Source organism: Kitasatospora sp. NPDC049285 (assembly GCF_040678815.1).
In the GTDB taxonomy this organism is placed as follows: domain Bacteria; phylum Actinomycetota; class Actinomycetes; order Streptomycetales; family Streptomycetaceae; genus Kitasatospora.
Genome location: NZ_JBFAQR010000014.1, coordinates 92,845 through 115,326, shown reverse-complemented (window position 1 = coordinate 115,326; position 22,482 = coordinate 92,845). Strand labels below are relative to the sequence as shown.

Sequence of the window (22,482 nt, the reverse complement as noted above, 5' to 3'; positions counted from 1 at the left end):
GTGGTCCTCCTCCCGCCCGCCTCTCGGCGGGGTCGACGCGGAAGCGGTCTGCTCAGGCGAGCAGCTTCTCCTTGGCCTTCTGGAACTCCTCCTCGGAGATGGCACCGCTGCTCTTCAGGTCGGCGAGCCGGGCGAGGTCGTCGACGTGCCCGGCCGCGCCCTTCTGCTCGGTCCCGGCGGCCTTCCGGACGTAGTCCTGGAAATCGCTTTCCGCCTGCATCGCGAGAGCCCGGTCACGCTCCCCCATCGACTTGCCGCGGGCGATCAGGTATGCCAGCACGCCGATGTACGGGAGCAGGATCACGAAGATCGTCCAGCCGGCCTTGCCCCAGCCGCCCATGTCGTGGCTGCGGAAGATGTCGGTGATCACCTTGAACAGCAGGAAGAACCAGAGGATCCACAGGAACAGCCAGAGCATCGTCCAGAACAGGTTGAGCAGCGGGTAGTCGTCCATCGAGGGCTCCCTTCCACAAGTGATTCGAGTCGTATCACCACATTTCCGACACCGCATCCGCAGTGCGCCTCCCGCTCGCGTGCACCGGTCCGGGCCAGGATGTGACCGGCTGTCAGCAACGAGGGAGGCGCGGGTGGACGGCGGAGGCGTGGCGGACGAGGCGGCCGCGGGCCGGCGGCGGCGGACCGCGGGCCCGCGGACGGGGTGACGGTCGAGCGGTTGACCGCCCTGCTGGACCGGCTGACCAGGATGCTGCTGTCGGCCAGCGGCGAGGGCGCGACGGAGCTGGCGCACGCGGTGGGCACGGTCGCGGCGGGCTACGGCGGCCGCTGCTCGATGGTGCTGGTCCCGGACGGCGCGGCGCTGACGGTGACGCTCGGCGACGCCGCCAGGACGGTCGCGGTAAGGGCCTTCCCGGACGTCGCCCGGCTGGACAAGGTCGCGGCGCTGAAGCCCTGGGCGCTGGACGCGGCGGCGGGCCGCCTGTCGATCGGCGCGGCGGAGCGCCGGCTGGCGGCGGCGATCGCCGTCGGCCTGCTGCTCGGCGCGGTCCTGGTGCAGCGCCCGTCCCCCCTCCCGGAGGGCTGACGGGCACCGGCTCGGCGCTTCCGGAGGGTCAGCGGTCGCGCGGCGAGATCCGCCAGGCGAGCAGCACCACCAGGAACGACGCGGCGCTGAACGCGGTGCACCACCAGGCGGTCGCCACCTCGCCGCGCATCCACGCGTTGGTCGCGACGGTCAGCGCCCAGAGCTGCCCGATCACGATCGTCACGGCCAGCACCACCCGGGCGGTGAGGATCGCCGAGCGCTCGGGCTGCTGGTCGGTGCCCGCGCCGGGGCCGGGGCCGGTCGCGGTGACCCGCGGGTCGGCGTAGCCGCTGGTCGCCCGGATCTGCGGATACCGGTCGTGGACCGGCCGGTTGAGCCTCGGCTCGTCGCTGCCCGGGTGGTAGTCCTCCGGGAAGTGGCCCTCGGGGACGCTCATCGCACACCTCCGCACTGCACCTGACGCCGCGTCATGTCCGTTCTCACTTAGCGCTCTTACGGTCCGCGCACCCGGCCGCCTCGGCGAGCACGGGGTTGCGGCCCTTCAACTCACGGCACACGCCGGCCTGTTCGTCCTCGCCCGAGCGTGCGGTGCCGATCGCCCACACCGCACCCTCGGCGTCCTCCACCATCACCACCTTCGGCAGCGGACGGGGCGGCGGGCCGCCCGTCACGTCGCCGGTCCGGGCGTCGAACATCCCTTCATGGCATGGGCAGTAGAGGTCGCCGTCGGCGCCTTGGTCGCGCCGCCAGAGCACCCCGCAGGCCAGGTGGGTGCAGACCGAGGAGTAGCCGACCAGGGTGCCGTCGGACAGCCGGATCGCCATCGCCCGGTCGTCCTCGCCTGGGTAGTCGAAGCTCACGGCCTCGCCGTGGCCGAGCCGGTCGGCGACCTTCAACGGCGTTGCCCCGCCGTCTCCGTGGCGGTGCAGCACACCGGCGGAGACCACCGTGGAGCCGACCACCAGGCCGCCGGAGACGGTGGCGACGATCCGCAGGTAGTCGCGGCGGGTGGTCAGCGAGTCCGCGCTGATCCGGTCCCGCAGGGCGGCCTGCTCGGCCGCCCGCCGGTCCTCCGGGCCGTCCGGCTCGAAGGAGTTGACGGGAGTGCTCACGCCGCCGCTCCGTTCCCGGGCGTGGGGCGCCCGTTGACCTCGATCAGGCTCAACATCCCGCCGGGGACGGGGTCCCGGCGCTCGGCGGGCACCACCATGGCCACCCCGGTGGAGATCGTCGTGTCGCCGAAGGCGAACATCGCGGAGACGTCCACCCCGGGCCGCTCGGCCTGGAGTTCCTCCACCGTGCCGTAGAACAGCGCACCGGTCGGGCAGACCGTGGCGCACATCGGCGCCAGGCCGTAGGAGGTGCGGTCGTAGCAGAGGTTGCACTTCATCTGCAGCTTCGCCTCGAGGTCGATCTTCGGCACCCCGAACGGGCAGGCGTTGACGCAGTTCGCGCAGCCGATGCAGCGCGTCGGGTCGGCCTCCTGGACCACGCCGTCCGCGGTGATCAGGATCGCCTCGGCGGGGCAGACCTCGGCGCACGGGGCGACCGGGTCCTCGCAGTGCATGCAGACGGTGGGCAGCGACGCCACCGAGTGGCCCTCGTCCGGGTAGTCGAGGTGGATCATCGACTTGCCGCGGTGCGAGTCGCACTCGCGGCACGCCGACACGCACGCCTGGCAGCCGATGCAGCGGCCCGGGTCGATGAAGATGGTCCGTCCGAGCATCGGCGCTCAGCCCCTCTCCGCGGTGCCGCGGCCCTGCGGCGAGGTCGGCGGCAGCGGGTCGCTCCGCGACACCTGGGCCTCCGGGTACGCCTCGCGGCCCGGCGGGGTCGGCGGCGCGGGCACCGGATCGACCGCCTCGCCGCGCTCGATCCGCACCGCGCACACCTTGTACTCGGGGATCTTGGAGCGCGGGTCGAGCGCGTCGATGGTCAGCGCGTTGGCCGCCACCGGGTACGGCCAGTGGTACGGCACGAAGACGTGGTCCGGCCGGATCGCCTCGGTGACCAGCGCCGGCAGCACCTCGCTCCCGCGCCGCGTCGTCACCCGCACCGGATCGCCGGTCCGGAACCCGTGCGAGGGGTGCACCTCCACCCACGGCCGCGGCGTCTGCTCGACCAGCGCACCGAGCCGCCGCGTCTGGTTTCCGGACAGGAAGTGCGCCACGGTGCGCCCGGTGGTCAGCGTCATCGGGAACTCGTCGCTGTACGGGTCGGCCGGCGGGTGCCACTCCACCGCCTGCAGGTGGATCTTTCCGTCCGCGTGGTACGTCCTGCCGTCCTCGAACAGCCTTGGCGTGCCCGGGTGTTCGAGGCCCGGGCAGGGCCAGGCGATCCCACCGGTCCGCTCCAGCCGCTCGTACGTGATGCCGTAGTAGTCGATCACCGTGCCGGCCGAGGCGCGGCGCAGCTCGTCGAAGACGTCGCGGGAGCCCTCGAAGGCGAACTTGCTTCCCACGCCGAGCCGGCGGGCGAGTTCGCACAGCACCCAGGTGTCCGTGCGCACCCCGGCGGGCGGCTCCTGCGCCTTGTTGTGCTTGACCACCCGGGCCTCGGCGTTGGCCATCACGCCCTCGTCCTCGGCCCAGGTGGTCACCGGGAAGACCACGTGCGCGTTGGCGGCGGTCTCGGAGAGGAAGAAGTCGAACTGGCCGTGGAACTCCAGGGTGTCGTAACCGTCCTTCACCACCGCGTAGTTGGGCAGCGAGACGAAGGGGTTGTTGCAGACGCCGAGCAGGCCGCGGATCTCGCCGCGCTGCATCTGCCAGACCATCTCCATCATCGAGGTGCCGGCGGGCGGGAGTTCGTCCTCGTCGATGCCCCAGATCGCGGCGATCTGCCGGCGGTGCGCGGGGTCGTTGATGGAGCGTCCGCCGGGCAGCAGGTCGGACTTCTGGCCGTGTTCGCGGCCGCCCTGGCCGTTGCCCTGGCCGGTGATGGTGCCGTAACCGGCGCCGGGGCGGCCCAGGTTGCCGGTCGCGCTGCACAGGTTGATCACCGTCAGGCAGTTCTCGACGCCCTGGGTGTGGTGTTCGATGCCGCGCGCGTGCCAGGCCATCGCCCGCGGGGACCGGCCGAACATCCGTGCCACCTCGACGACTTGCTCGGCGGGGATGCCGCAGATCTCGGCCGCCCGGATCGGCGGGTAGGCCTTGACGGTGCGCTTGAGCTCCTCCCAGCCGGTGGCGTTGGCGGCGAGGAACTCCTCGTCGGTCAGGCCCTCCTCGACGATCACGTGCAGCACCGCGTTGAAGAACGCCGCGTCGGTACCGGACTTGAGCGCGACGTGGACGTCGGCGGTGCGGGCGATCGCGGTCTCCCTCGGGTCCACCACGATCAGCTTGGCGCCCCGGTCGCGGGCGCCCCAGACGTACTGGGTCATCACCGGGAAGCACTCGCCGACGTTCGACCCGGCGATCAGCAGGCAGTCGGTCTGCAGGATGTCGGAGAACGGGTTGGCCGCCCGGTCGATGCCGAACGCCAGCTTGTTCGCCCCGGCGGCGCTCACCATGCACAGCCGGCCGTTGTAGTCCACGTGCCGGGTCTTCAGCGCCACCCGGGCGAACTTGCCGACCAGGTACGTCTTCTCGGAGAACAGGCTGGCCCCGCCGAGCATCCCGAACGCGTCGCGCCCGTACTCCCGCTGGATCCGCTCGATCTGCGCGACCGTGTGGTCCAGCGCCTCCTCCCAACTCGCCTCACGGAACTGCTCGTTGCGGTGCCGGCGGAGCAGCGGCGCGGTCAGCCGGTCCGGGTGGTTGACCTGCTGGTAGGCATTGATCCCCTTGGGGCACAGGCGCATCCGGTTGATGTCGTGGTTGCGCGGCTCCACCCCGAACACCTTGCCGCGCCCGTCCACCCGCAGGTACATCCCGCACTGCACCCCGCAGAAGCAGCAGTGCGTGGGGACGAGCGTCTGCTCGGTCTGGTCCGCGCGCCAGGCCGCGGCGGGCAGGCCGCCCGCGTCGCGGAAGTTGCGCGTCCCGAGCGGGGCGATGCTCGGGCCCAACGGGACGTACTCGGCGCTCACTTGAACCCCCGGTTGACGTTCGACAGGTACGCGGTGCCGCGCAGCACCCGCTTGCAGCGCGGGCAGTACTCGGCCCACGCGTCGAAGCCGAGGTCCAGGTCACGCATGGTGGCCTGGAGGTTCTCCACCGCGGCGACGGTGTCGATCGGCCGGCCGCACCGCCGGCAGGCCAGCAGCTCCTCGGCGTCCGAACCGCGGCGCCTGGCCGTGTACTTGAACAGCTGCATGCCGACCGCGGCGGGCCGCTGCACGATGTGGAAGAACTTGCCGAACGGCAGGAAGACCAGGGTGAGCACCACCGCGGCCATGTGCAGGATCGCCAGGAACTCGTAGCCGCCGCCGTGCAGCACCATCTCGGAGAAGGTCAGCAGGAGGCCGGTCACCGAGATGGTGATCAGCGCCAGCAGCGGCACGAAGTCGTAGCCGAAGCGCTGCCCGGTGGTGGCCGCCCGGTCCCGCATGCGCCGCCACAGGAAGTACCCGGCGCCGCCGATCACCATCACCGCCGCCAGGTCCAGGCCGTGGTACAGCGCCCAGCCGAGGAAGCTGCCGGAGTCGAAGCCGAACAGCTTGAACCCCCACAGCCGCATCTCGTAGCCCGGCCCGGTCGCGCTGGAGGAGGTGAAGGTGAACCAGCCCCAGGTCAGCGGGAAGGTGATCGCGGCCGCCAACAGGCAGCCCCAGAAGATGAGTTGGTGAGCGGCCCAGCGGGCGTGCGAGCGCGCCCCGAGGAACTTCTGGAAGCCGAGGTAGGTCGCGATCATCCTGGGCAGCGCGGTCGGCGAACGCTTCAGGTTCTGCCAGGACAGCGCCGCCTTCCACCCCTGCGTGAACAACCGCCGCGCGGCAGGGGCGGACACCCACACCACGTAGCGGTACACCACCCCGAAGGTCAGGAAGATGCTGGCCACCGCGTACGGCACCAGCGCCGAGTCGAAGTCCCGCAGGCCCCGACTCCCCAACACGATCGCCACCATGAGCAGCACACTCGCGGCAGCGGCCACCACCGATGCCCGCCACTCCGGCGGTCTGCCCTCGCGGGGCGGCGGCGTCCCGGCCACGCGCATTCTCCTGCCGCTCGATTGCCCAGCAACCCGAGGGTGCCCGGTGCCCCGAGGGCCCGGAGCCGCGGACGCGGCCGACCTGACACCTCCTCAGCCCGGAACGTAACGATCACCGCCGCGCCGCGCCCGCCGGATGAGCCGTCAGCGGCGCGTCGCTGCAGCGAACGGGTGAACGGGTGAACGCCGGGGCGCCTCGCTCTCCCTCGCACTCCCTCGCGCCCCCTCGTTCTCCCTCGTTCTCCCTCGTTCTCTCTCGCTCTCGAAGCACCGATCGGTATGCAGGGAACGCCACCTGACGATCAATCGGACCGGTCCGAATCCCTGGCGCCGAGCACGCACCACAATTAGAGTAGGACTTCATGATGAAGGACGTACATAACTCAGCCCTGGCCGAGGACCACGCCGGCCTGCTCTACGACTCCGGCGTGCGCGCCTCGATGACCGCGTTCGCCCTCGACGACAACACCCTCGCTCTGGAAGCGGCCGCCGCGGTCCGCTCCGCCTCCCAGGCCATCGACAAGCTGCGCACCCACGGCGCCGGCGGGCGCGGCCTCAGTGCCGGAGCGCTCGACGTGCTCGCCCGGCTCGGCAACGCCGACCAGGACGGCCTGAGCATCGGCGACCTCGCCCGCGGCGCCGGCGTCAGCTCCCGCAACGTCACCGGCCTGGTCGACACCCTGGAACGCGACGGCCTGGTGCAGCGCGCCCAGGACCCGCAGGACCGCCGCTCCGTCCGCGCCCGGATCACCCCCGCCGGCCGCGACTGGCTCGACTCCTTCCGCGAACCCACCCGGCGCGCCATGGACGCCGTCTTCCGCGGCTTCACGCCCGAGGAACTCGCCCAGTTCCGGCACTTGTGCCTACGACTGGTCGACAACCAGCAACGGCTGGAGCAGTACCTGAACGGGAGCACGCAGAGCCGACGGAGCTCCGGCGCGGACGACGCCTGACGCCCCCTCAGCCCACGGTCCCCGGCGGGCGGTCCCCGGCCACGGCCCTCGCGCTCCCGCCGGCCCCCGCTCGTGCGCGATCGGGCGGACCGTCAGTCCTCCGCCGGCGCCGCGGTGCTGGCGCGCAGGACCACCTCGGCGAAGGCATGGACCCGATCCGGCTCCCGGGACGGGGCGGCGAGGGCCAGCCGGACCGCGTCGGCGCCCATCCTGCCGAGCGGGAGGCGGACGGTGCTCAGCGCGGGCGCCAGGTCGGTGGCCAGCGGGATGTCGTCGAACCCCGCCACCGAGATCTCACCGGGGACGGAGATCGACCGTTCGCGGAGCTCGGCCAGGACGCCCGCGGCACAGATGTCGGACAGTGCGATGACGGCGGTCGGGCGCGGAGCGCCACTCGCCCGGGTGACGTCCAGGATCCTGGCCATTGCGGCCCGGCCGCCCTCCCGGGTGAACTCGGTGCGCTGCAACGACGTTTCAGGCAGCGTCAGGTCGAAGTCGGCGAGCCCGTCGAGCACTCCGGCCAGCCGGTCCTCGGCGACCCGCATCCGCTCCGGACCGGTGATCACCGCGAACCGGCGGTGGCCGAGCCTCGCCAGCTCCCGGGTCAGCGAGGCCGCACCCCCGCGGTTCTCGACGTCCACCGTGTCGTACCAGGGGCCGTGGTCGGAGATCGCGGTCACCCGGCCGCCCTGCTCCTGGTACGCCGACAGCGCGTCGTCCAACTGCCGCACCACCGACGCCTCGTTGTACGCCGAGCCGGCCAGGATGATGGCCCGCACCCGCTGGGCGTGCAGCATCCGGATCGCCTGCAGCTCGCGCTGCGGATCACCGTCGGTGCTGGTCACCATCGACAGCAGCCCCTCCCGGGCCGCCGCGTCGCCGACGCCCCGGGCGATCGCACCGAAGTACGGGTCCGCCACGTCGTGCAGCAGCACCCCGACCGTCGCACCGGTCGAGCGCGCCAGCGCCTGCGCCGGGGCGTTCGGCAGGTAGCCCAGCACATCGGCGCTGGCCCGGACCTTCGCGGAGAGCTCCTCCGTCACCGACCGCGCGGAACCGTTCAGGGCCCGCGAGGCGGTGGCGAGCGAGACGCCCGCGTGCCGCGCCACATCGCCGAGAGTGACAGCCACCGAATCTCCTCGTTCCGTCGCACTGCTCGCGGATGATCGAGGGAACAGGTTACCGCTCGGCCGTCCGCCCTTGACCGGCGCGATCCGGGGGCCTAGCCTCGGCGCATGGAAAGCGCTTTCCGCAGGCTCGCCGCCAAGTAAGTAGAAAGCGTTTTCCGTCAGTCGCCACTTGGCTTCGCCACACCACCTCGAGCCGCACTACCGCGACGGCGGCAAGCGCTTTCCCAAGGCCTCCCCGGGTCCGTGCGGCAAGCGCTTTCCCGCCCCCCGCGGGGACCGCACCTCGTGCATCCAGTCTCCAGTCTCCAAGTCCGACCTCCCACCTCCCACCTCCCACCTCCCACCTCCCACCTCCCCCGACCAGAAAGAAGGACCCACCCATGTCCCGCAGGGTCATCGGCATCGTCATGAACGGCGTCACCGGCCGGATGGGCTACCGCCAGCACCTGGTGCGCTCGATCCTGGCCATCCGCGAGCAGGGCGGCCTGCCGCTCGGCGACGGCGAGGTGCTGTGGCCCGAGCCGATCCTGGTCGGCCGTAGTGCCGCCAAGCTCCAGGAGCTGGCGGACCGTCACGGGCTCACCCACTGGACCACCTCGCTCGACGAGGCGCTGGCCCACCCGCTCGCCGAGATCTACTTCGACGCGCAGGTCACCCAGGCCCGGGAGGGCGCCATCAAGGCGGCGATCGCCGCCGGGAAGCACATCTACACCGAGAAGCCGACCGCCGAGTCCCTCGACGCGGCCCTGGAGCTGGCGCGACTGGCCCGGGAGGCCGGGGTGTGCAACGGCGCGGTGCAGGACAAGCTGTTCCTGCCCGGCCTGTTGAAGCTGAAGCGGCTGGTCGACAGCGGCTTCTTCGGCCGGATCCTCTCCGTGCGCGGCGAGTTCGGCTACTGGGTGTTCGAGGGCGACTGGCAGAGCGCCCAGCGCCCGTCCTGGAACTACCGGGCCGAGGACGGCGGCGGGATGATCCTCGACATGTTCCCGCACTGGCGTTACGTGCTGGACGGGATCATCGCGCCGGTCCGCTCGGTGTACGCGCAGGCGGTCACCCACATTCCGCAGCGGGTGGACGAGCAGGGCCGCCCGTACCCGGCGACCGCGGACGACGCGGCGTACGGCGTGTTCGAGCTGGAGGGCGGGATCGTCGCCCAGGTCAACTCGTCGTGGGCGGTGCGGGTGGACCGTGACGAGCTGGTGGAGTTCCAGGTCGACGGCACCGAGGGCAGCGCGGTCGCCGGCCTGCGCAACTGCCGGATCCAGCACCGGGCCACCACCCCCAAGCCGGTCTGGAACCCCGACCTGCCGGCCACCGAGCGGTTCCGTGAGCAGTGGCAGCAGGTCCCGGACAACGGGGAGTTCGACAACGGGTTCAAGGTGCAGTGGGAGCTGTTCCTGCGTCACGTGGTGAGCGGCGCTCCGTACGAGTGGGACCTGCTGGAGGGCGCGAAGGGCGTTCAGCTCGCCGAGCTGGGTCTGCGCTCCGCCCGCGAGGGCCGCCGCCTGGCCGTGCCCGACCTCAGCCTCTGAGCCTCTGAGCCCCCGGGGTCCCGCCTCGCGCCTCGCGGCACCCGGTGCCCGATGCCAAGCGGCAGCCACCGGCGATGGCCCCGGCTCGGTCGTCGCCCACTCCCCCGCTCCCACCCCTCCCCACCTCCTCGACTGCAAGGTCTGACACCATGACGCATCTCGATCTGCCCGGCATCGGCCGGTACCAGCTGCGCGATCCCGAGCCGGTCACGGTCTCGGCAGGGCGCTCCACCTCGCGGGTGGTGTACGCCGCCGCCCACGTGGTGGCCGATCCGCTCGGCGGCAACGCGCCGGGGGCGCCGGCCGCCGTGGACTGGGACGCCACGCTCGCCTTTCGCCACCGGCTGTGGTCGCTGGGTCTCGGGGTGGCGGACGCGATGGACACCGCGCAGCGCGGGATGGGCCTGGACTGGGCGGCCACGCGGGAGCTGATCACCCGTTCCGGTGCCGAGGCGCAAGCCGTCGGCGGACGCCTGGCCTGCGGCGTCGGGACCGACCAACTCGCTTCCTCGGACGTCTCGTTGGCGCAGGTGATCGCCGCGTACGAGGAGCAGCTCGCGGTGGTGGAGGCGGCGGGTGCGCAGCCGATCCTGATGGCGAGTCGGGCGCTGGCGGCCTCGGCGAGCGGTCCGGAGGAGTATCTGGCGGCGTACGGGAAGCTGGTCGGGCAGTCCGGACGGCCGGTGATTCTGCACTGGTTGGGCGAGATGTTCGATCCGGCGCTGGCGGGTTACTGGGGTTCGGGTGATCTGGACGCGGCGACTGAGACGGTGCTGGAGCTGATCCGCAGCCACCCGGGGCGGATCGACGGGATCAAGGTGTCGCTGCTGGACGCGGACCGCGAGGTCGCGCTGCGGCGCCGGCTGCCGGAGGGGGTACGGCTGTACACGGGTGACGACTTCCACTACCCGGAGCTGATCCGGGGTGACGAACTCGGCTACAGCGACGCCCTGTTGGGTGTCTTCGATCCGATCGCGGGCGTGGCGGCGGCAGCCTTGCGGGCGCTCGACGAGGGTGATCTGGCGCGCTACGACGCGCTGTTCGCGCCGACGGTGCCGCTGGCCCGGCACCTGTTCGCGGCGCCGACCTTCCACTACAAGACCGGGATCGTCTTCCTGGCGTGGCTGTGCGGGTTCCAGGAGCACTTCACGATGGTGGCGGGCGCGCAGAGCGGGCGGTCGGTGAGCCACCTGGTGGAGTTGTTCCGACTGGCGGACGCGGCCGGGGTGTTGACCGATCCGGAGCTGGCCGCGGGCCGGATGCGGAGCTTCCTGGCGGTGGCGGGGGTGCGGGCGTGAGTGGGCTCGTGAAGGTCGCCGAGGGGTGTGAGCGCCTGTCGTTGAACCAGATCACCACCAAGGGGTGGAGTCTGGAGGAGGCGGTGCGCGGCTGTGTGGAGGCCGGGATTCCGGCGATCGGGCTGTGGCGGGACAAGGTCGCCGAGGCGGGTCTGGCCCGGGCGGCCAGGTTGTGCCGGGATGCGGGGTTGGCGGTCAGCAGCCTGTGCCGGGGCGGGTTCCTGACCGCGGGGGATGCCGCGAGCCGTCAGGCGGCGTTGGCGGACAACCTCTCGGCGATCGAGGAGGCTGCCGAACTGGGCACCGACACGCTGGTGTTGGTGGTGGGCGGCCTGCCGATGGGCAGCCGGGACCTGATCGGCGCGCGCCGGCAGGTGGCCGACATGATCGCCGAACTCGCGCCGCATGCCGGCGACTTCGGGGTCAGGTTGGCGATCGAGCCGCTGCACCCGATGTTCTGCGCGGACCGGGCGGTGGTCTCCACCCTCGGCCAGGCGCTGGATCTCGCCGAACCGCACCCGTCCGCGCAGGTGGGTGTGGTGGTGGACAGCTACCACGTGTGGTGGGACCCGCAGTTGGCGCAGCAGGTGGCACGTGCGGGCGCCGGTGGGCGGATCGCGGCGTACCAGGTCTGCGACTGGACGTTGCCCCTGCCTGCCGATGCGTTGCTGGGTCGCGGTCACGTCGGCGACGGGCACATCGACTTCGGCTGGCTCACCGACCGGGTGGCGGAGGCGGGCTACCGCGGCTGGATCGAGGTCGAGCTGTTCAACGAGCCGGTGTGGAACACGCCGGGCGAGCAGACGCTGGCCACGTTGAAGGAACGGCACCGGGCGCACATCGTCCGGAGGTAGCGCCCCAGGGCCGCAGCCGGGGCGGGAAGGCCGGGCGGGGCGGGACGGGACAGGCTCTCCGCGGACACTCCAAGGTCCTGCGCCCTCGCCGGCTGCGGCCGGGTCCCGCGGGTGATCGTCAGGACGTCCAGGACGGGCTGGATCAGGCCAGGCCAGGCCAGGCCGGGCCGGTAGACGGGCCGGTGGACGGGCCGGTGGGCGGGCCGGTGGCGGGTGGGTGTCGACAATGGTGGGCGGGCTCCGGTTCGGGGCGAGAGAGGCGAAGGTGGGCAGATGCGGGTCGTCGTGGCGCCGGATTCGTTCAAGGGCACGATCGACGCGGCCGATGCGGCGGCTGCGTTGGCCGACGGTTGGCGTTCGGTGCGGCCGGACGACCAGGTGGTGTGCCGGCCGATGGCCGACGGTGGCGAGGGGACGCTGGCGGCGATCGTCTCCGCTCACCCGGAGGCGGTGACGGTCGAGGTGCCCGCGGTCACCGGACCGGACGGGAGTCCGGTGCCGGGGCGGTTCGCCCTGCTGCCGGACGGGACGGCGGTGGTGGAGCTTTCGGTGGCGAGCGGATTGCCGTTGCTGGGTGGTGAGTTGCTGCCGCTGGCCGCGACCACCCGGGGCACCGGGGAGACCATCGCCGCGGCGTTGGACGCCGGTGCGACCCGGCTGGTGATCGGGCTGGGCGGCTCGGCGTCCACGGATGGCGGGTACGGCATCCTCGCCGCGCTCGGCGCCCGGCTGCTGGACGCCGGCGGGATGACCTTGGCTGACGAACCCTCAGAGTTGGACCAGGCCCTGTCTGTTGCACGGGTCTTCGACACCGACGGACTGCGGGCCACCCCGTCGGGCGGGGTGGTGCTGCTCACCGATGTCACGAATCCGCTGCTCGGTCCGCGCGGTGCGGCGGCGGTGTACGGTCCGCAGAAGGGGGCGGGTGAGCGTGAACTACCGCTCCTGGAGCAGCGGTTGACGCGGCTGGCGGAGCTGCTGGGGGGTGACCCGGAGACGCCGGGTGCGGGCGCGGCCGGGGGGACGGGTTACGGGCTGCTGGCCGCGTGGGGTGCGGTGGTGGAGCCCGGGGCGGCTGCCGTCGCCGGGCTGCTCGACCTGCCGGCGGCCTTGGCCGCGGCCGACCTGCTGATCACCGGCGAGGGCCGGTTCGATGCGACCAGCCTGCAGGGCAAGGCCGTGGGCGAGGTGCTGGGCATGGCCGAGGCGGCCGGGGTGCGGACGGCCGTGGTGGCGGGCGAGTCCGACGTCGCCGGGGTACTCACCCTGACGGCGCTCGCCGGTTCGTCCGCCGAGGCCCGCAGCGACCCGGCCCGCTGGCTGCACCGCGCGGGCGCGCAGCTCGCCGAGGCCGCACCCTCGAGCCGGTACGGAAACCCGGCCCGGACCCCGTCCTGACCGAACCGCCCCACGGGGTGATCACACTCCCGGCCGACAGCCCCCGCAGCGTCCTACTGCCCTGCCCGCCCTGCCCCGCTCCGTCAGCCGACGGTGGCGGGGCTTTCGCTGGTGCGGACGGGGCGGTGGTCGGCGGCGGATCGGGGGACGATCAGGCGGCTGCGGAGGATGCCGGTGTCCTCGGAGACGGGCGGTTCCTCGGTGCGGCGGCGGATCGGCATGCCGACCAGCAGGCCGATCGTGACCAGGACGTAGGCGCTGCCGCCGAAGAACGCGCCGGGGCCGCTGCTGTCGGCTCGCCAGAGCCACACCAGGCCGCTGCAGATGACGAGTTGGAGCAGCCAGGCGGTGGCCAGCAGGCCGCGGTGGTGGCGGCGCAGGGCGGCGTCGGCGAGGACGACGAAGGCGGGCAGCGCCCAGACCAGGTGGTGTACCCAGGTGATGGGGCTGACCAGGCAGCAGGCGAGGCCGGTGAGGCTGTAGGCGGCGACGGTGTCGCCGGCCCGGGTGGCGCGGTGCAGGCGGTACGCCCAGATGGCGAGGACCAGCAGCGAGGTGGCCACCCACAGGATGCGGCCGGGGAGTTCGGGGCCGAGGCGGGCGATCACGCCTTGCAGGGACTGGTTGGAGATGTAGGCGAAGGCGCCGACCCGGTCGGTGTCCCAGAGGGTGATGCTCCAGAACTGCCGGGAGGCTTCGGGGGCGGCGAGGTGGCCGAGCCCGGTGGCGCCGACGGCGACCGCGGTGGCGGTGGCGGCGGCGCGCCACTGCCGGGTGATCACCAGGTGGACGATGAACAGCGCGGGTGTGAGCTTGAACGCGGCGGCCAGTCCGGTGCCGACGCCGGTGAGGTACGCCCAGCGGCTGGTGGCGAGTTGGCGGTCGGCGAAGACCAGGGCGACCAGCAGCAGGTTGACCTGTCCGAAGCTGAAGGTGTCGCGGACCGGGTTGGTGAGGGCGCACAGGCACGCGGCCAGGCCGAAGGCGTACCAGCGGCACCAGCCCTGGCGGCGGGCGATCGGGTCGACCAGCCAGTAGAGCAGCAGGCCGGTGGCGACGGAGCCGAGGACGACGCTGACGGCGATCGCCGGGTGCCAGCCGAGGAGTTGCATGGGCACCATGCAGAAGGCGGCGAACGGCGGGTAGGTGAAGCCGTAGGCGGTGCCGGGGCGGACGTAGTCGTAGATGGCGCCGGTGTCCATCCAGTGGTGGACGGTGCCGTAGTAGACGCCGACGTCGAACCAGCCGCGGTGGCCGGGGATGGCGGCGAGGATGACGGTGGTGGTGACTACCGCGAGGGTGAGGACCGCGATCCGGGCGGCGGTGCTGCCGTGCCTCAGCACGCCAGTTGCCGTTCCTCGACGGTGATCTGACGCTCCGCCAGCACGATGAACGAGTAGCCGGCCGCGACGCCGCCGATGGCGAGCACCAACTCGGGGGCGTCAGGGGTGAATCCGTCCGGCATGACGGTGAACGCCAGCGCGGCGCAGACGAATCCTGCGATGCGGCGGACGGCGGGAATGCGGACGGCGGCGGCGATCAGGGCGATGCTCCACAGTGCGTACCAGGGGCGGAAGGCGGGTCCGAGGGCGACCAGCGCAGCGAGGGCGAGGGCGAGGGCTGCGACCGGTTCGAGGCCGCGGCGGGCCACCAGCCAGCAGGCCAGGGCGGTGATCGCGACGGCGGCCGCCAGGCCGAGCAGGCGCATGGCGGCGACCAGCGGGTCGGGGGCGGTGCCGGAGAGCGCGGAAAGGGTCCGGCCGAGGCTGGTGGTCAGCGACCAGCTGCTGGTGGTGGCCGGGGTGGTGAGTGCGGCGAGCCAGCCGTAGCCGGTGCCGGCCGCGGCGGTGGCGGCGATCGTGGTCGCGGCGGCGGCGAGGGCCACCGGGCCTGCGGTGCGCAGCAGTTGGGCGGCCCGCGGGCGGTGGCCGGTCGGGGTGCCGGCACCGAGCCACCAGACCACCGGGAGGGCGAGGGCCGCGGGCGCCTTGACCAGGGCGGCGAGGGTGACCAGGGCGGCGGCGATCAGCGTCCGGCGGTGGACGGCGGCGAGCAGGCCGCCGGCCAGCAGGGCGAGCAGCAGGGCGTCGTTGTGGGCGCCGGCGATCAGGTGCAGCAGCACCAGCGGGTTGAGCGCGCCGAGGCGCAGCGCGGAGGCCGGGTCGGTGCCGAAGTGCCGGGCGAGGGCGACGAGCAGCCCGGCGAGGGCGGCGACGGCGAGCACGGCGGCGAGGCGCAGCAGCAGGGTTCCGGCGTACGGGTGGGCGGCGACCGGGGCGGCGGCCCGGGCGAGCAGCAGGAAGACGGGCCCGTACGGGGTGGGGGTGTGTTGCCAGACGCCGGGTATCTGGACGGCGGTGGCGCCGCCGAGGACGGCGGGGCCGTCGGTGTAGACGTCGAGTCCGCCGGCCAGCATGGCGCCTTGGGCGAGGTAGCTGTAGACGTCGCGGCTGAACAGCGGCGGGATGGCGAGCAGCGGGGCGGCCCACCAGGCCAGGGTGACGAGCATCCAGCGGGTGCCGGGCGGGAGTTGGCCGTCGGCGGGTCGGCCGAGGCGGAGCCAGGCGACGGTGAGGACGGCGAGTCCGGCGAAGGCGAGGGTGGTGCCCGCGCCGCCGGAGGCGCGCAGGGTGGGGCCGGTGACGGCGGCTGGGAGCGCACCGGCGGTGAGGCCGCCGCAAGCGAGGGCGAAAGAGCCCGTGAGTCCGAGCCACCGGTACCGGCTCGGGTAGGCGTTCGCGCCCGTGTTCGGCATGCGGGGAACGCTGACAGAAGCGTGTGGCCCGGAGAAGAAGAACCCGCATCCGGCGGGTGACCGGCGGGCGACCGGATCGGTCGGCAGGTCTGCTGCCTGGGCGGTCTGCTGGGCCAACTCCGGTGGCCGTACCTGTCATTCAGCATGTGCACATCTCGGCTCCGTCGTCCGTCCACCTGGGGGCCAGGCGCACAGGGGAGACATACGGATGCCGTAAGCACTCGGTGCCTCCCGACCGGTGGACCGGTGCGTTCCGGCTCGTGTCGTTGCGTGTCGTCCCGTGCCGTCTGACGCCTCAACCCCTTCGCGCCCCAAGATCCGGAGTGTCCGCCATGACCACCGCCCCCGCCCGCCGGAAGCTGCCCGCCCAGCCGTCCGCGGCCCACGACCGCGCCGACCGACAGCCGGGCTACCGGGTCTCGTTCGCGCAGAGCGAGCAGGACGTCCGGGACGCGCAGCGGCTGCGCTACCAGGTGTTCGCCAACGAGATGGGCGCGGTGCTGGACTCGCCTCTGGCGGGGCTGGACGCCGACCCGTTCGACGAGTTCTGCGACCACCTGCTGGTGCGTGAGCAGGACGGCGGCGAGGTGGTCGGCACGTACCGGCTGCTGCGTCCGGAGCAGGCGCGCCGCGCGGGCCGGCTGTACTCGGACACCGAGTTCGACCTGACCCGGCTGGCCGGGCTGCGGGACGGCCTGGTGGAGGTAGGCCGGTCGTGCATCGCCGAGGCGCACCGCGGCAACGGCGCGGTGATCAACCTGATGTGGGGCGGTATCGCCCGCTACATGACGGCGACCGGGAACGCCTGGCTGGCGGGCTGCTGCTCGGTGCCGCTGGCGGACGGCGGCGCGACGGCCGCCGCGGTGTGGGACGCGGTGTCCGCCAAGCACCTCGCGCCGCAGGAGTACCGGGTGGCGCCGCTGAACCGCTGGGCGGCGGAGGACGTGGCCCGCCAGGGCCGTACGCCGCTGCCGGCGCTGCTGCGCGGCTACCTGCGCCTGGGTGCCTGGGTGTGCGGCGAGCCGGCGTACGACCCGGACTTCAACGTGGCCGACATGTACGTGCTGCTCTCGCTGGAGCGCACCGACCCGCGTTACCTGCGGCACTTCCTGGCCGCGGCGGCGGAGGTCCCGCTGGCCTCGATCATCGGCAACTCGGCGGTGGACGGCGGCACTTCGGGCGGGACGGCGACGGCGGCATGAGCGTCTGGCTGCCGACCGCGCCGTGCACGCCCGGCGACTGTGTGACGGTGAGCGGCCCGCAGGTGGCGGTGCCGCGGCGGGTGCTGCGGCTGGCCGGGTGCGTCTCGGTGCTGTTCGCCGGCGTGGTGGCCGTTCCGCTGGTGAAGGCGCTGGCCTGGCTGCCGGCGGAGCGGCTGGTGCGGGTGTGGTCGCGGCTGCTGCTGTCCTCGCTCGGGGTAAGCGTCCGGCCGATCGCCGTGCCGGGCAAGCAGGTCGGCGGTTCGCTGCTGGTCTCCAACCACATCTCGTGGCTGGACATTCTGCTGGTCGCCGCAGTGCGGCCGGGCCGGATGCTGGCGAAGACCGAGGTCGGCCGGTGGCCGGTGCTCGGCCCGCTGACCTCCTGGGGCGGCACCATCTTCATCGACCGGGACCGGCTGCGGGCGCTGCCGGAGACGGTCGAGGAGATCGCGGTGGCGCTGCGCCGCGGCGAGCGGGTGGTGGTCTTCCCGGAGGGCAGCACCTGGTGCGGCCGCGGCGGCGGCCGGTTCCGGCCGGCGCTGTTCGAGGCGGCGGTCCGCGCGGACGTGCCCGTGCAGCCGCTGACCCTGCGGTACCGCACCGCGGACGGCGCGAGCACCGCGCCGGCCTTCGTCGGCGAGGACGGCCTGCTGGCCTCGCTGTGGCGGGTGGTGTCGGTGCGCGGCCTGGCCGCGGAGGTCGAGTTCCTGCCCTCGCTGCCGCCGGCGCTCTTCCCGGGGCGCCGTCAGCTCGCGGCTGCCGCGCAGCGGGTGGTGGACCGTCAGCGGTACACCGACGACGTGCCCGGCTTCCCGGACTGCGCGACCTGCGGCGGCGGCGCCGCCCTGGCCGCCCACCCGTCGGAGAGCCCGGTGCGCACCCCCGTCGGTCAGTGACCGGGCCGGCGGCGTAGCGCGCCCACGCGCCGTACGCCCCGGCCCGGCCCGGATCGGCTTCTCGTTGCCCGGGATCGGCTCGGATCGGCTCGGCTCCTCGCAGTCCGGCTCCTCGCAGTCCGGCTCGGCTCGCCGCGTGGCCCGTCGGCGGACTGGCCAACTCGCCTGAAGCCACCGGTCAGCGCGGGTGCCGTGGTCCGACTCCCGTATGATCGGGCGAGTTCACATTGGCGAGGAGGTGCCCGATGCAGGTGGACGAGGAGGCCGTCGGCGCGGTGCTCAACCGGCTGCGCCGCGCGCAGGGCCAGCTGACCGGCGTGATCGCGATGATCGAGGCCGGCCGCGACTGCAAGGACGTGGTCACGCAACTCGCCGCCGTGTCACGCGCGTTGGACCGCGCCGGGTTCAAGATCCTGGCCAGCGGGATGCGCCAGTGCGCGGCGTCCGGCGACCAGGACGCGCCGATGACCGAGGCCGAACTCGAGAAGATGTTCCTCACCCTGGCCTAGCAGCGCAGTTCGGGGCTCGACACGGGGCGCACTCCGCGCCATTGCGCAGGAACGCGAGCATGCCCAGCACCCGGACGTTCACCTGGCACCGCTCGACGCCCACCGCGAGGCCCCGGGGTGGAACCGCAATCAGGAGTGGCCGCTCGGCCGGGGTCGTCAGGCGAGTGCGAGGAACAGCTTCTCCAGCTCGGCCTCGCTCATCGGTGCGCCGCCCTCCTCCGCCTCGGCCATGCACTGCCGCATCCCGCTGGCGACGATCTTGAACCCGGCGCGGTCGAGCGCCCGCGACACGGCCGCGAGCTGGGTGACGACGTCCTTGCAGTCACGTCCGGCCTCGATCATCGCGATCACGCCGGCCAGCTGGCCCTGCGCACGGCGCAGCCGGTTCAGCACCGCGCCGACGGCCTCCTCGCCCACCTGCATGGGTCTCCTCCTCGCATTCGGCGACGGCTTCCGGGCCGACCGCTCCGTGTTCTCCGCCATCGGTGCCGCACGGCGCCGGGTGACGCGGGTGCCACGCCGGGACGGGGTGCAACGCTCCAGTCATACCCCCGCCCGTATGAACCGGCGCGGCGGACGGCACATTCCCGACCGCTGCGCCGGGTTCCCGTCTTCCCCGTCCTTCCCCGGCCGGGGGCCGTTCCGCCACTCAGGCGGCGGTCTGCCAGGCGCCGTAGCCGCCGAGCAGGTCGGAGGTCCGCTCGAAGCCGTGGTGGCGCAGCAGGCTGGCCGCGATAGACGAGCGGTGGCCGCCGGCGCAGTGCACCACGACCTCGCGGTCGGTCGGTATCTCGCCGAGCCGGTGCGGGAGTTCGGCCAGCGGGAGGTGCACCGAGCCCGGGATCATGCCCTCGCCGCGTTCCGCCTCGCCGCGCACGTCGACCACCAACGGCGGCTCGGCGCCCGCGAGTTCCTCGCGCAGGTCGGCGACGGTGCGGCGCGGGGCCTGCCGCATCTGCTCCGGCACGGTGCGGAACTCGCTTTCCGGGTCGGCGAGATAGCCCGCGACCCGGTCGAACCCGATCCGGGCCAGCCGGATCACCGTCTCCGCCTCACGGCCTTCCGGGGCGACCACCAGCAGCGACCACGCCGGGTCGAGCACGGTGCCGGACTGCTCGGCGAACCGGCCGTCCGCAGGCACGTTGATCGCACCGGCCAGGTGCCCGGCGGCGAACTCCTGCGGGTCACGGGCGTCGACCACCACCGCCCCCTCGGCGCGCCGGGCCAGGAAGGCCGCGCCGTCCAGCGGGACGGTCAGCGCGGCGGCGTCGAACAGGTCGCGTTCGCGCCGGTTGAGGTCGGCGTCGTAGCCGAAGTAGCCGGGGGCGGCCGGTTGTCCGGCGGTGACGATCGCCACGAACGCGTCCTCGCTCATCGGCGCGCAGGCGTAGTTGGTGACGCGCTGCTGCCCGATGGTGGACTGCCGCTCGGTCGACAGGTTCTTCCCGCAGGCGGAGCCGGCGCCGTGCGCGGGGTAGACCCGCACCTCGTCGGGCAGTGCCATCAGCTTGCGCTGCACGCTGTCGTACAGCATCCGCCCGAGCTCGTCGGCGGTGACACCGACGGAGGCGAGCAGGTCGGGGCGGCCGACGTCGCCGATGAACAGCGCGTCCCCGGTGAGCACCCCGTACGGGACGGCGTCCCCGGCGCGCTCGCGGACCAGCACGCTGATCGACTCGGGCGTGTGGCCCGGGGTCTCGACGATCTCCAGCTCCACCTCCCCCAGGCTGATCCGCTCACCCTCGGCGAGCTTGCGGATCGGGTACTCGGTCTCGGCGCGCCGCCCGTACCCGATCCACGCGCCGGTCCGGGCGGCGAGTTCGAGGTGGCCGGAGAGGAAGTCGGCGTGGAAGTGGGTGTTGATCACGCCCTCGACGGTGAACCCGCGGGCCTGCGCCTCGGCGAGGTACTCGTCCACGTCCCGGCGCGGGTCCACCACCACGGCGCGGCCGGTGGTCTCGTCGGCGATCAGGTACGAGGCCTGGGAGAGGCAGTCGAGGTAGTACTGGGCGAAGAACACGGGTGTCCCCATCTCTGCGTCGGGTGACGTCTCCGAGTCGGATGACGTCTCTGTGCCGGATGACGCCGCCGCGTCGGATGGCGTCCCTGCGTTCGGATCACGTCTCTGCGTCGGGCGGCGAGTCGGTTTCGGCGAGCCGGATACCGGTCGCTCCCCTCGGTGAGCGATACCCCCACGGGTATTATTCCAGGCACTTCTCGCCCGGCGGACCTCCGGACACATACCGGTGGGGGTATATGCTCGACACCGACGATATACCCCCGCCGGTATCTCCGAGCGGCCCGCAGCGGCCCCGGGCAACGGCGGAACCCCGGAACCGCCTGCGGGAACCGCCCCGCATCCGCACACCAGGAGGACACCGTGGCCTGGTCCCACCAGCCGTCCGCACCAGCCCAGCTCGACCCCGCCGAGGCCCACCGCCTGGCCGCCACCGGCGCGGCCGTCCTGCTCGACGTCCGCGAGCCCGAGGAGTACGCCGAGGTGCACGCTCCCGGCGCCGTCCCGGTCGCGCTGGACACCCTGACCGACGGTGGTGTGCCCGCCGTGATCGGTTCGCGCGTGGTGCTGGCGGTCTGCCGCTCGGGCAACCGCTCGCAGGCGGCCACCGACCTACTGGTCTCGCTCGGCGTCCCGGCGGTGAACGTGGCCGGCGGCATGCGGGCCTGGGTACGGGCGGGTCTGCCGGTCCACCAGGGCGAGTGTTGCTGCGGCAGCGCGATATGACCGCGGTCGTCCTCGCGCTGGCGGCCGGCGCGGTGGTCGGGCTGGCCCTCGGCGGGCTGGGCGGCGGCGGCAGCATGCTGGCCGTCCCCGCGCTGATCTACCTGATCGGGCTCACCCCCGGCACCGCCACCACCGCGAGCCTGCTGATCGTCGCCGCGACCTCGGCCACCGGCCTGGTCGCCCACGCCCGCGCCGGCCGCGTCCGCTGGCGCAGCGGCCTCCTGTTCGCCACCGCCGGCCTCCCCACCGCCGCCCTCGGCGGCGCACTCTCCAGCCACCTCCCCGGCCCGGCCCTCACCACCGCCTTCGCCGCCCTGGCAGCCCTGGCCGCATGGCGCATGCTCACCACCGCCGCGCCCCGCCCCGCGACTGACGACACGTCGGTCCCGCAGACCGCCGACGGCACGTCAACCCGGCATGCAGCAAACGCTTTCCCGCCGCTCGCCCAAGCGGACGGCTGCCCGGCCACGCTCGTTGCGGCAGCCCCGCACGCCCCCGGCCCGGCCGCTGAGAGCGCGTCGCCCCCGCAGGCCACCGACGGCGCGTCAACCCGGCGTACAGCAAACGCTTTCCGGTCGGCCTCCCCGGCCGGTGGCCGCCCGGCCACGCTCCTCGCGGCAGTGCCCGCTCCGCGGGCTGCGTCGGCGCGGCGGTCGGCGGCCGCTGGTGCCGGGCTCGGGGCGGCTACGGGGTTGCTCGGGGTCGGTGGTGGATTCCTCGCGGTGCCCGCGCTGGTCTCGGTGCTGGCGTTCCCGATGGCAGAGGCGGTAGGGACCAGCCTGCTGGTGATCACCCTCAACTCGCTTGCCGCGCTGCTCCCCCGGCTCGGCGGCGCGGCGGAGATCCCGTGGGCGGTGGTGGGCCCGTTCGCCGCCGCCGCGATCCTCGGCGCCTGGGACGGCAAGCGTCTCGCCGCCAAGCTGTCCGGCCGCACGCTGCAACGCCTGTTCGCCGGCGCTCTGCTCACCGTCGCCGCCCTGATGCTGCTCGACGCCGCGCTCTGACGCCCACGCCCACGCCCACGGCCGCGCCCACGCCCGCGCCCACGCCCGCCGCGATACCGCACCGCGCAGTCCCGCGCTCAGGCCCTCTCGCCCCCGGTGCCCCACCACCGT

At 73.3% G+C, this 22,482-nt stretch carries 22 protein-coding genes; 11 read left to right on the top strand and 11 right to left on the bottom strand.

Annotated features, from left to right (window positions below):
• Positions 1-52: 52 nt before the first annotated feature.
• Complete coding sequence (locus tag AB0K51_RS12695; protein WP_363453586.1) at positions 53-454, bottom strand: SHOCT domain-containing protein; 402 nt, start codon at positions 452-454, stop codon at positions 53-55.
• Between the two features lie 219 nt (positions 455-673).
• Between AB0K51_RS12695 and AB0K51_RS12690 the strand changes: the two genes are divergently transcribed.
• Positions 674-1,042: a hypothetical protein gene (locus AB0K51_RS12690; RefSeq protein WP_363453584.1), complete on the top strand. Its 369-nt coding sequence runs from the start codon at positions 674-676 to the stop codon at positions 1,040-1,042.
• A gap of 28 nt (positions 1,043-1,070) precedes the next feature.
• Here the strand turns inward: AB0K51_RS12690 and AB0K51_RS12685 are convergent, their stop codons facing one another.
• Genes AB0K51_RS12685 through AB0K51_RS12665 form a run of 5 tightly spaced genes read right to left on the bottom strand, consistent with a single transcriptional unit; the run spans position 1,071 to position 6,013 of the window.
• Positions 1,071-1,439 (bottom strand): hypothetical protein, encoded by a 369-nt coding sequence (locus AB0K51_RS12685; RefSeq protein WP_363453582.1) that lies wholly within the window; start codon positions 1,437-1,439, stop codon positions 1,071-1,073.
• 43 nt (positions 1,440-1,482) lie between these two features.
• Positions 1,483-2,115, bottom strand: a complete 633-nt coding sequence (locus tag AB0K51_RS12680; RefSeq protein WP_363453580.1) for a Rieske (2Fe-2S) protein — start codon at positions 2,113-2,115, stop codon at positions 1,483-1,485.
• Positions 2,112-2,729 carry a 4Fe-4S dicluster domain-containing protein gene (locus tag AB0K51_RS12675; RefSeq protein WP_363453578.1) on the bottom strand — a complete coding sequence of 206 codons (618 nt, stop codon included), beginning with the start codon at positions 2,727-2,729 and terminating at the stop codon, positions 2,112-2,114. The genes AB0K51_RS12680 and AB0K51_RS12675 overlap by 4 nt, the downstream gene beginning before the upstream one ends.
• Before the next feature lie 6 nt (positions 2,730-2,735).
• Entirely contained in the window at positions 2,736-5,036 is a 2,301-nt protein-coding gene (locus AB0K51_RS12670; RefSeq protein ID WP_363453576.1) for a molybdopterin oxidoreductase family protein, read from the bottom strand.
• Entirely contained in the window at positions 5,033-6,013 is a 981-nt protein-coding gene (locus AB0K51_RS12665) for an MFS transporter (protein ID WP_363453607.1), read from the bottom strand. Before AB0K51_RS12665 ends, AB0K51_RS12670 begins: the two co-directional genes overlap by 4 nt.
• Before the next feature lie 446 nt (positions 6,014-6,459).
• On the opposite strand from AB0K51_RS12665, the gene AB0K51_RS12660 reads away from it, so the two are divergent.
• The gene (locus tag AB0K51_RS12660; protein WP_363453574.1) at positions 6,460-7,050 is read left to right on the top strand and encodes a MarR family transcriptional regulator; all 591 of its coding nucleotides are present in this window, start codon (positions 6,460-6,462) and stop codon (positions 7,048-7,050) included.
• A gap of 92 nt (positions 7,051-7,142) precedes the next feature.
• Here the strand turns inward: AB0K51_RS12660 and AB0K51_RS12655 are convergent, their stop codons facing one another.
• Positions 7,143-8,180 carry a LacI family DNA-binding transcriptional regulator gene (locus tag AB0K51_RS12655; protein ID WP_363453572.1) on the bottom strand — a complete coding sequence of 346 codons (1,038 nt, stop codon included), beginning with the start codon at positions 8,178-8,180 and terminating at the stop codon, positions 7,143-7,145.
• Between the two features lie 380 nt (positions 8,181-8,560).
• Between AB0K51_RS12655 and AB0K51_RS12650 the strand changes: the two genes are divergently transcribed.
• The 4 genes from AB0K51_RS12650 to AB0K51_RS12635 all read left to right on the top strand — a co-directional run bounded on the left by AB0K51_RS12650 (position 8,561) and on the right by AB0K51_RS12635 (position 13,262).
• Entirely contained in the window at positions 8,561-9,712 is a 1,152-nt protein-coding gene (locus AB0K51_RS12650; RefSeq protein ID WP_363453570.1) for a Gfo/Idh/MocA family oxidoreductase, read from the top strand.
• Positions 9,713-9,861: 149 nt separating this feature from the next.
• Positions 9,862-11,010, top strand: coding sequence for a dihydrodipicolinate synthase family protein (locus tag AB0K51_RS12645; RefSeq protein ID WP_363453568.1), 1,149 nt, complete (start codon positions 9,862-9,864; stop codon positions 11,008-11,010).
• Positions 11,007-11,864, top strand: a complete 858-nt coding sequence (locus tag AB0K51_RS12640) for a sugar phosphate isomerase/epimerase family protein (RefSeq protein ID WP_363453566.1) — start codon at positions 11,007-11,009, stop codon at positions 11,862-11,864. The genes AB0K51_RS12645 and AB0K51_RS12640 overlap by 4 nt, the downstream gene beginning before the upstream one ends.
• 273 nt (positions 11,865-12,137) lie before the next feature.
• The gene (locus AB0K51_RS12635) at positions 12,138-13,262 is read left to right on the top strand and encodes a glycerate kinase (protein WP_363453564.1); all 1,125 of its coding nucleotides are present in this window, start codon (positions 12,138-12,140) and stop codon (positions 13,260-13,262) included.
• Between the two features lie 83 nt (positions 13,263-13,345).
• On the opposite strand, the gene AB0K51_RS12630 is transcribed toward AB0K51_RS12635, so the two are convergent.
• Both AB0K51_RS12630 and mptB read right to left on the bottom strand, forming a co-directional pair.
• Positions 13,346-14,605: a glycosyltransferase 87 family protein gene (locus AB0K51_RS12630; RefSeq protein ID WP_363453562.1), complete on the bottom strand. Its 1,260-nt coding sequence runs from the start codon at positions 14,603-14,605 to the stop codon at positions 13,346-13,348.
• On the bottom strand, positions 14,599-16,017 hold the full coding sequence (mptB, locus tag AB0K51_RS12625) for a polyprenol phosphomannose-dependent alpha 1,6 mannosyltransferase MptB (protein WP_363453560.1): 1,419 nt from the start codon (positions 16,015-16,017) through the stop codon (positions 14,599-14,601). The genes AB0K51_RS12630 and mptB overlap by 7 nt, the downstream gene beginning before the upstream one ends.
• A gap of 332 nt (positions 16,018-16,349) precedes the next feature.
• Between mptB and AB0K51_RS12620 the strand changes: the two genes are divergently transcribed.
• The 3 genes from AB0K51_RS12620 (at position 16,350) to AB0K51_RS12610 (ending at position 18,624) form a co-directional block, all read left to right on the top strand.
• Entirely contained in the window at positions 16,350-17,219 is an 870-nt protein-coding gene (locus AB0K51_RS12620) for a GNAT family N-acyltransferase (protein ID WP_363453558.1), read from the top strand.
• On the top strand, positions 17,216-18,115 hold the full coding sequence (locus AB0K51_RS12615; protein ID WP_363453556.1) for a lysophospholipid acyltransferase family protein: 900 nt from the start codon (positions 17,216-17,218) through the stop codon (positions 18,113-18,115). The genes AB0K51_RS12620 and AB0K51_RS12615 overlap by 4 nt, the downstream gene beginning before the upstream one ends.
• Positions 18,116-18,360: 245 nt before the next feature.
• Complete coding sequence (locus tag AB0K51_RS12610; protein ID WP_363453554.1) at positions 18,361-18,624, top strand: metal-sensitive transcriptional regulator; 264 nt, start codon at positions 18,361-18,363, stop codon at positions 18,622-18,624.
• Between the two features lie 156 nt (positions 18,625-18,780).
• On the opposite strand, the gene AB0K51_RS12605 is transcribed toward AB0K51_RS12610, so the two are convergent.
• Together AB0K51_RS12605 and AB0K51_RS12600 are read right to left on the bottom strand one after the other, a co-directional pair.
• Positions 18,781-19,047, bottom strand: coding sequence for a metal-sensitive transcriptional regulator (locus AB0K51_RS12605; protein ID WP_363453552.1), 267 nt, complete (start codon positions 19,045-19,047; stop codon positions 18,781-18,783).
• A 226-nt stretch (positions 19,048-19,273) separates the two neighbouring features.
• The gene (locus tag AB0K51_RS12600; protein ID WP_363453550.1) at positions 19,274-20,644 is read right to left on the bottom strand and encodes a rhodanese-like domain-containing protein; all 1,371 of its coding nucleotides are present in this window, start codon (positions 20,642-20,644) and stop codon (positions 19,274-19,276) included.
• Positions 20,645-21,004: 360 nt separating this feature from the next.
• Here AB0K51_RS12600 and AB0K51_RS12595 point away from each other — a divergent pair, with 360 nt between their 5' ends.
• Both AB0K51_RS12595 and AB0K51_RS12590 read left to right on the top strand, forming a co-directional pair.
• Entirely contained in the window at positions 21,005-21,367 is a 363-nt protein-coding gene (locus tag AB0K51_RS12595; RefSeq protein ID WP_363453548.1) for a rhodanese-like domain-containing protein, read from the top strand.
• Complete coding sequence (locus AB0K51_RS12590; protein ID WP_363453546.1) at positions 21,364-22,371, top strand: sulfite exporter TauE/SafE family protein; 1,008 nt, start codon at positions 21,364-21,366, stop codon at positions 22,369-22,371. Before AB0K51_RS12595 ends, AB0K51_RS12590 begins: the two co-directional genes overlap by 4 nt.
• Positions 22,372-22,482: the final 111 nt, after the last annotated feature.

Excerpts from the sequence above, each read along its gene's own strand:
- AB0K51_RS12695 (WP_363453586.1), bottom strand. The coding sequence starts at position 454 with ATGGACGACTACCCGCTGCTCAACCTGTTCTGGACGATGCTCTGGCTG.
- AB0K51_RS12685 (WP_363453582.1), bottom strand. The coding sequence starts at position 1,439 with ATGAGCGTCCCCGAGGGCCACTTCCCGGAGGACTACCACCCGGGCAGC.
- AB0K51_RS12675 (WP_363453578.1), bottom strand. The coding sequence starts at position 2,729 with ATGCTCGGACGGACCATCTTCATCGACCCGGGCCGCTGCATCGGCTGC.
- AB0K51_RS12665 (WP_363453607.1), bottom strand. The coding sequence starts at position 6,013 with ATGGTGGCGATCGTGTTGGGGAGTCGGGGCCTGCGGGACTTCGACTCG.
- AB0K51_RS12660 (WP_363453574.1), top strand. The coding sequence starts at position 6,460 with ATGATGAAGGACGTACATAACTCAGCCCTGGCCGAGGACCACGCCGGC.
- AB0K51_RS12650 (WP_363453570.1), top strand. The coding sequence starts at position 8,561 with ATGTCCCGCAGGGTCATCGGCATCGTCATGAACGGCGTCACCGGCCGG.
- AB0K51_RS12645 (WP_363453568.1), top strand. The coding sequence starts at position 9,862 with ATGACGCATCTCGATCTGCCCGGCATCGGCCGGTACCAGCTGCGCGAT.
- AB0K51_RS12635 (WP_363453564.1), top strand. The coding sequence starts at position 12,138 with ATGCGGGTCGTCGTGGCGCCGGATTCGTTCAAGGGCACGATCGACGCG.
- mptB (WP_363453560.1), bottom strand. The coding sequence starts at position 16,017 with ATGCCGAACACGGGCGCGAACGCCTACCCGAGCCGGTACCGGTGGCTC.
- AB0K51_RS12620 (WP_363453558.1), top strand. The coding sequence starts at position 16,350 with ATGACCACCGCCCCCGCCCGCCGGAAGCTGCCCGCCCAGCCGTCCGCG.
- AB0K51_RS12615 (WP_363453556.1), top strand. The coding sequence starts at position 17,216 with ATGAGCGTCTGGCTGCCGACCGCGCCGTGCACGCCCGGCGACTGTGTG.
- AB0K51_RS12610 (WP_363453554.1), top strand. The coding sequence starts at position 18,361 with ATGCAGGTGGACGAGGAGGCCGTCGGCGCGGTGCTCAACCGGCTGCGC.
- AB0K51_RS12605 (WP_363453552.1), bottom strand. The coding sequence starts at position 19,047 with ATGCAGGTGGGCGAGGAGGCCGTCGGCGCGGTGCTGAACCGGCTGCGC.
- AB0K51_RS12590 (WP_363453546.1), top strand. The coding sequence starts at position 21,364 with ATGACCGCGGTCGTCCTCGCGCTGGCGGCCGGCGCGGTGGTCGGGCTG.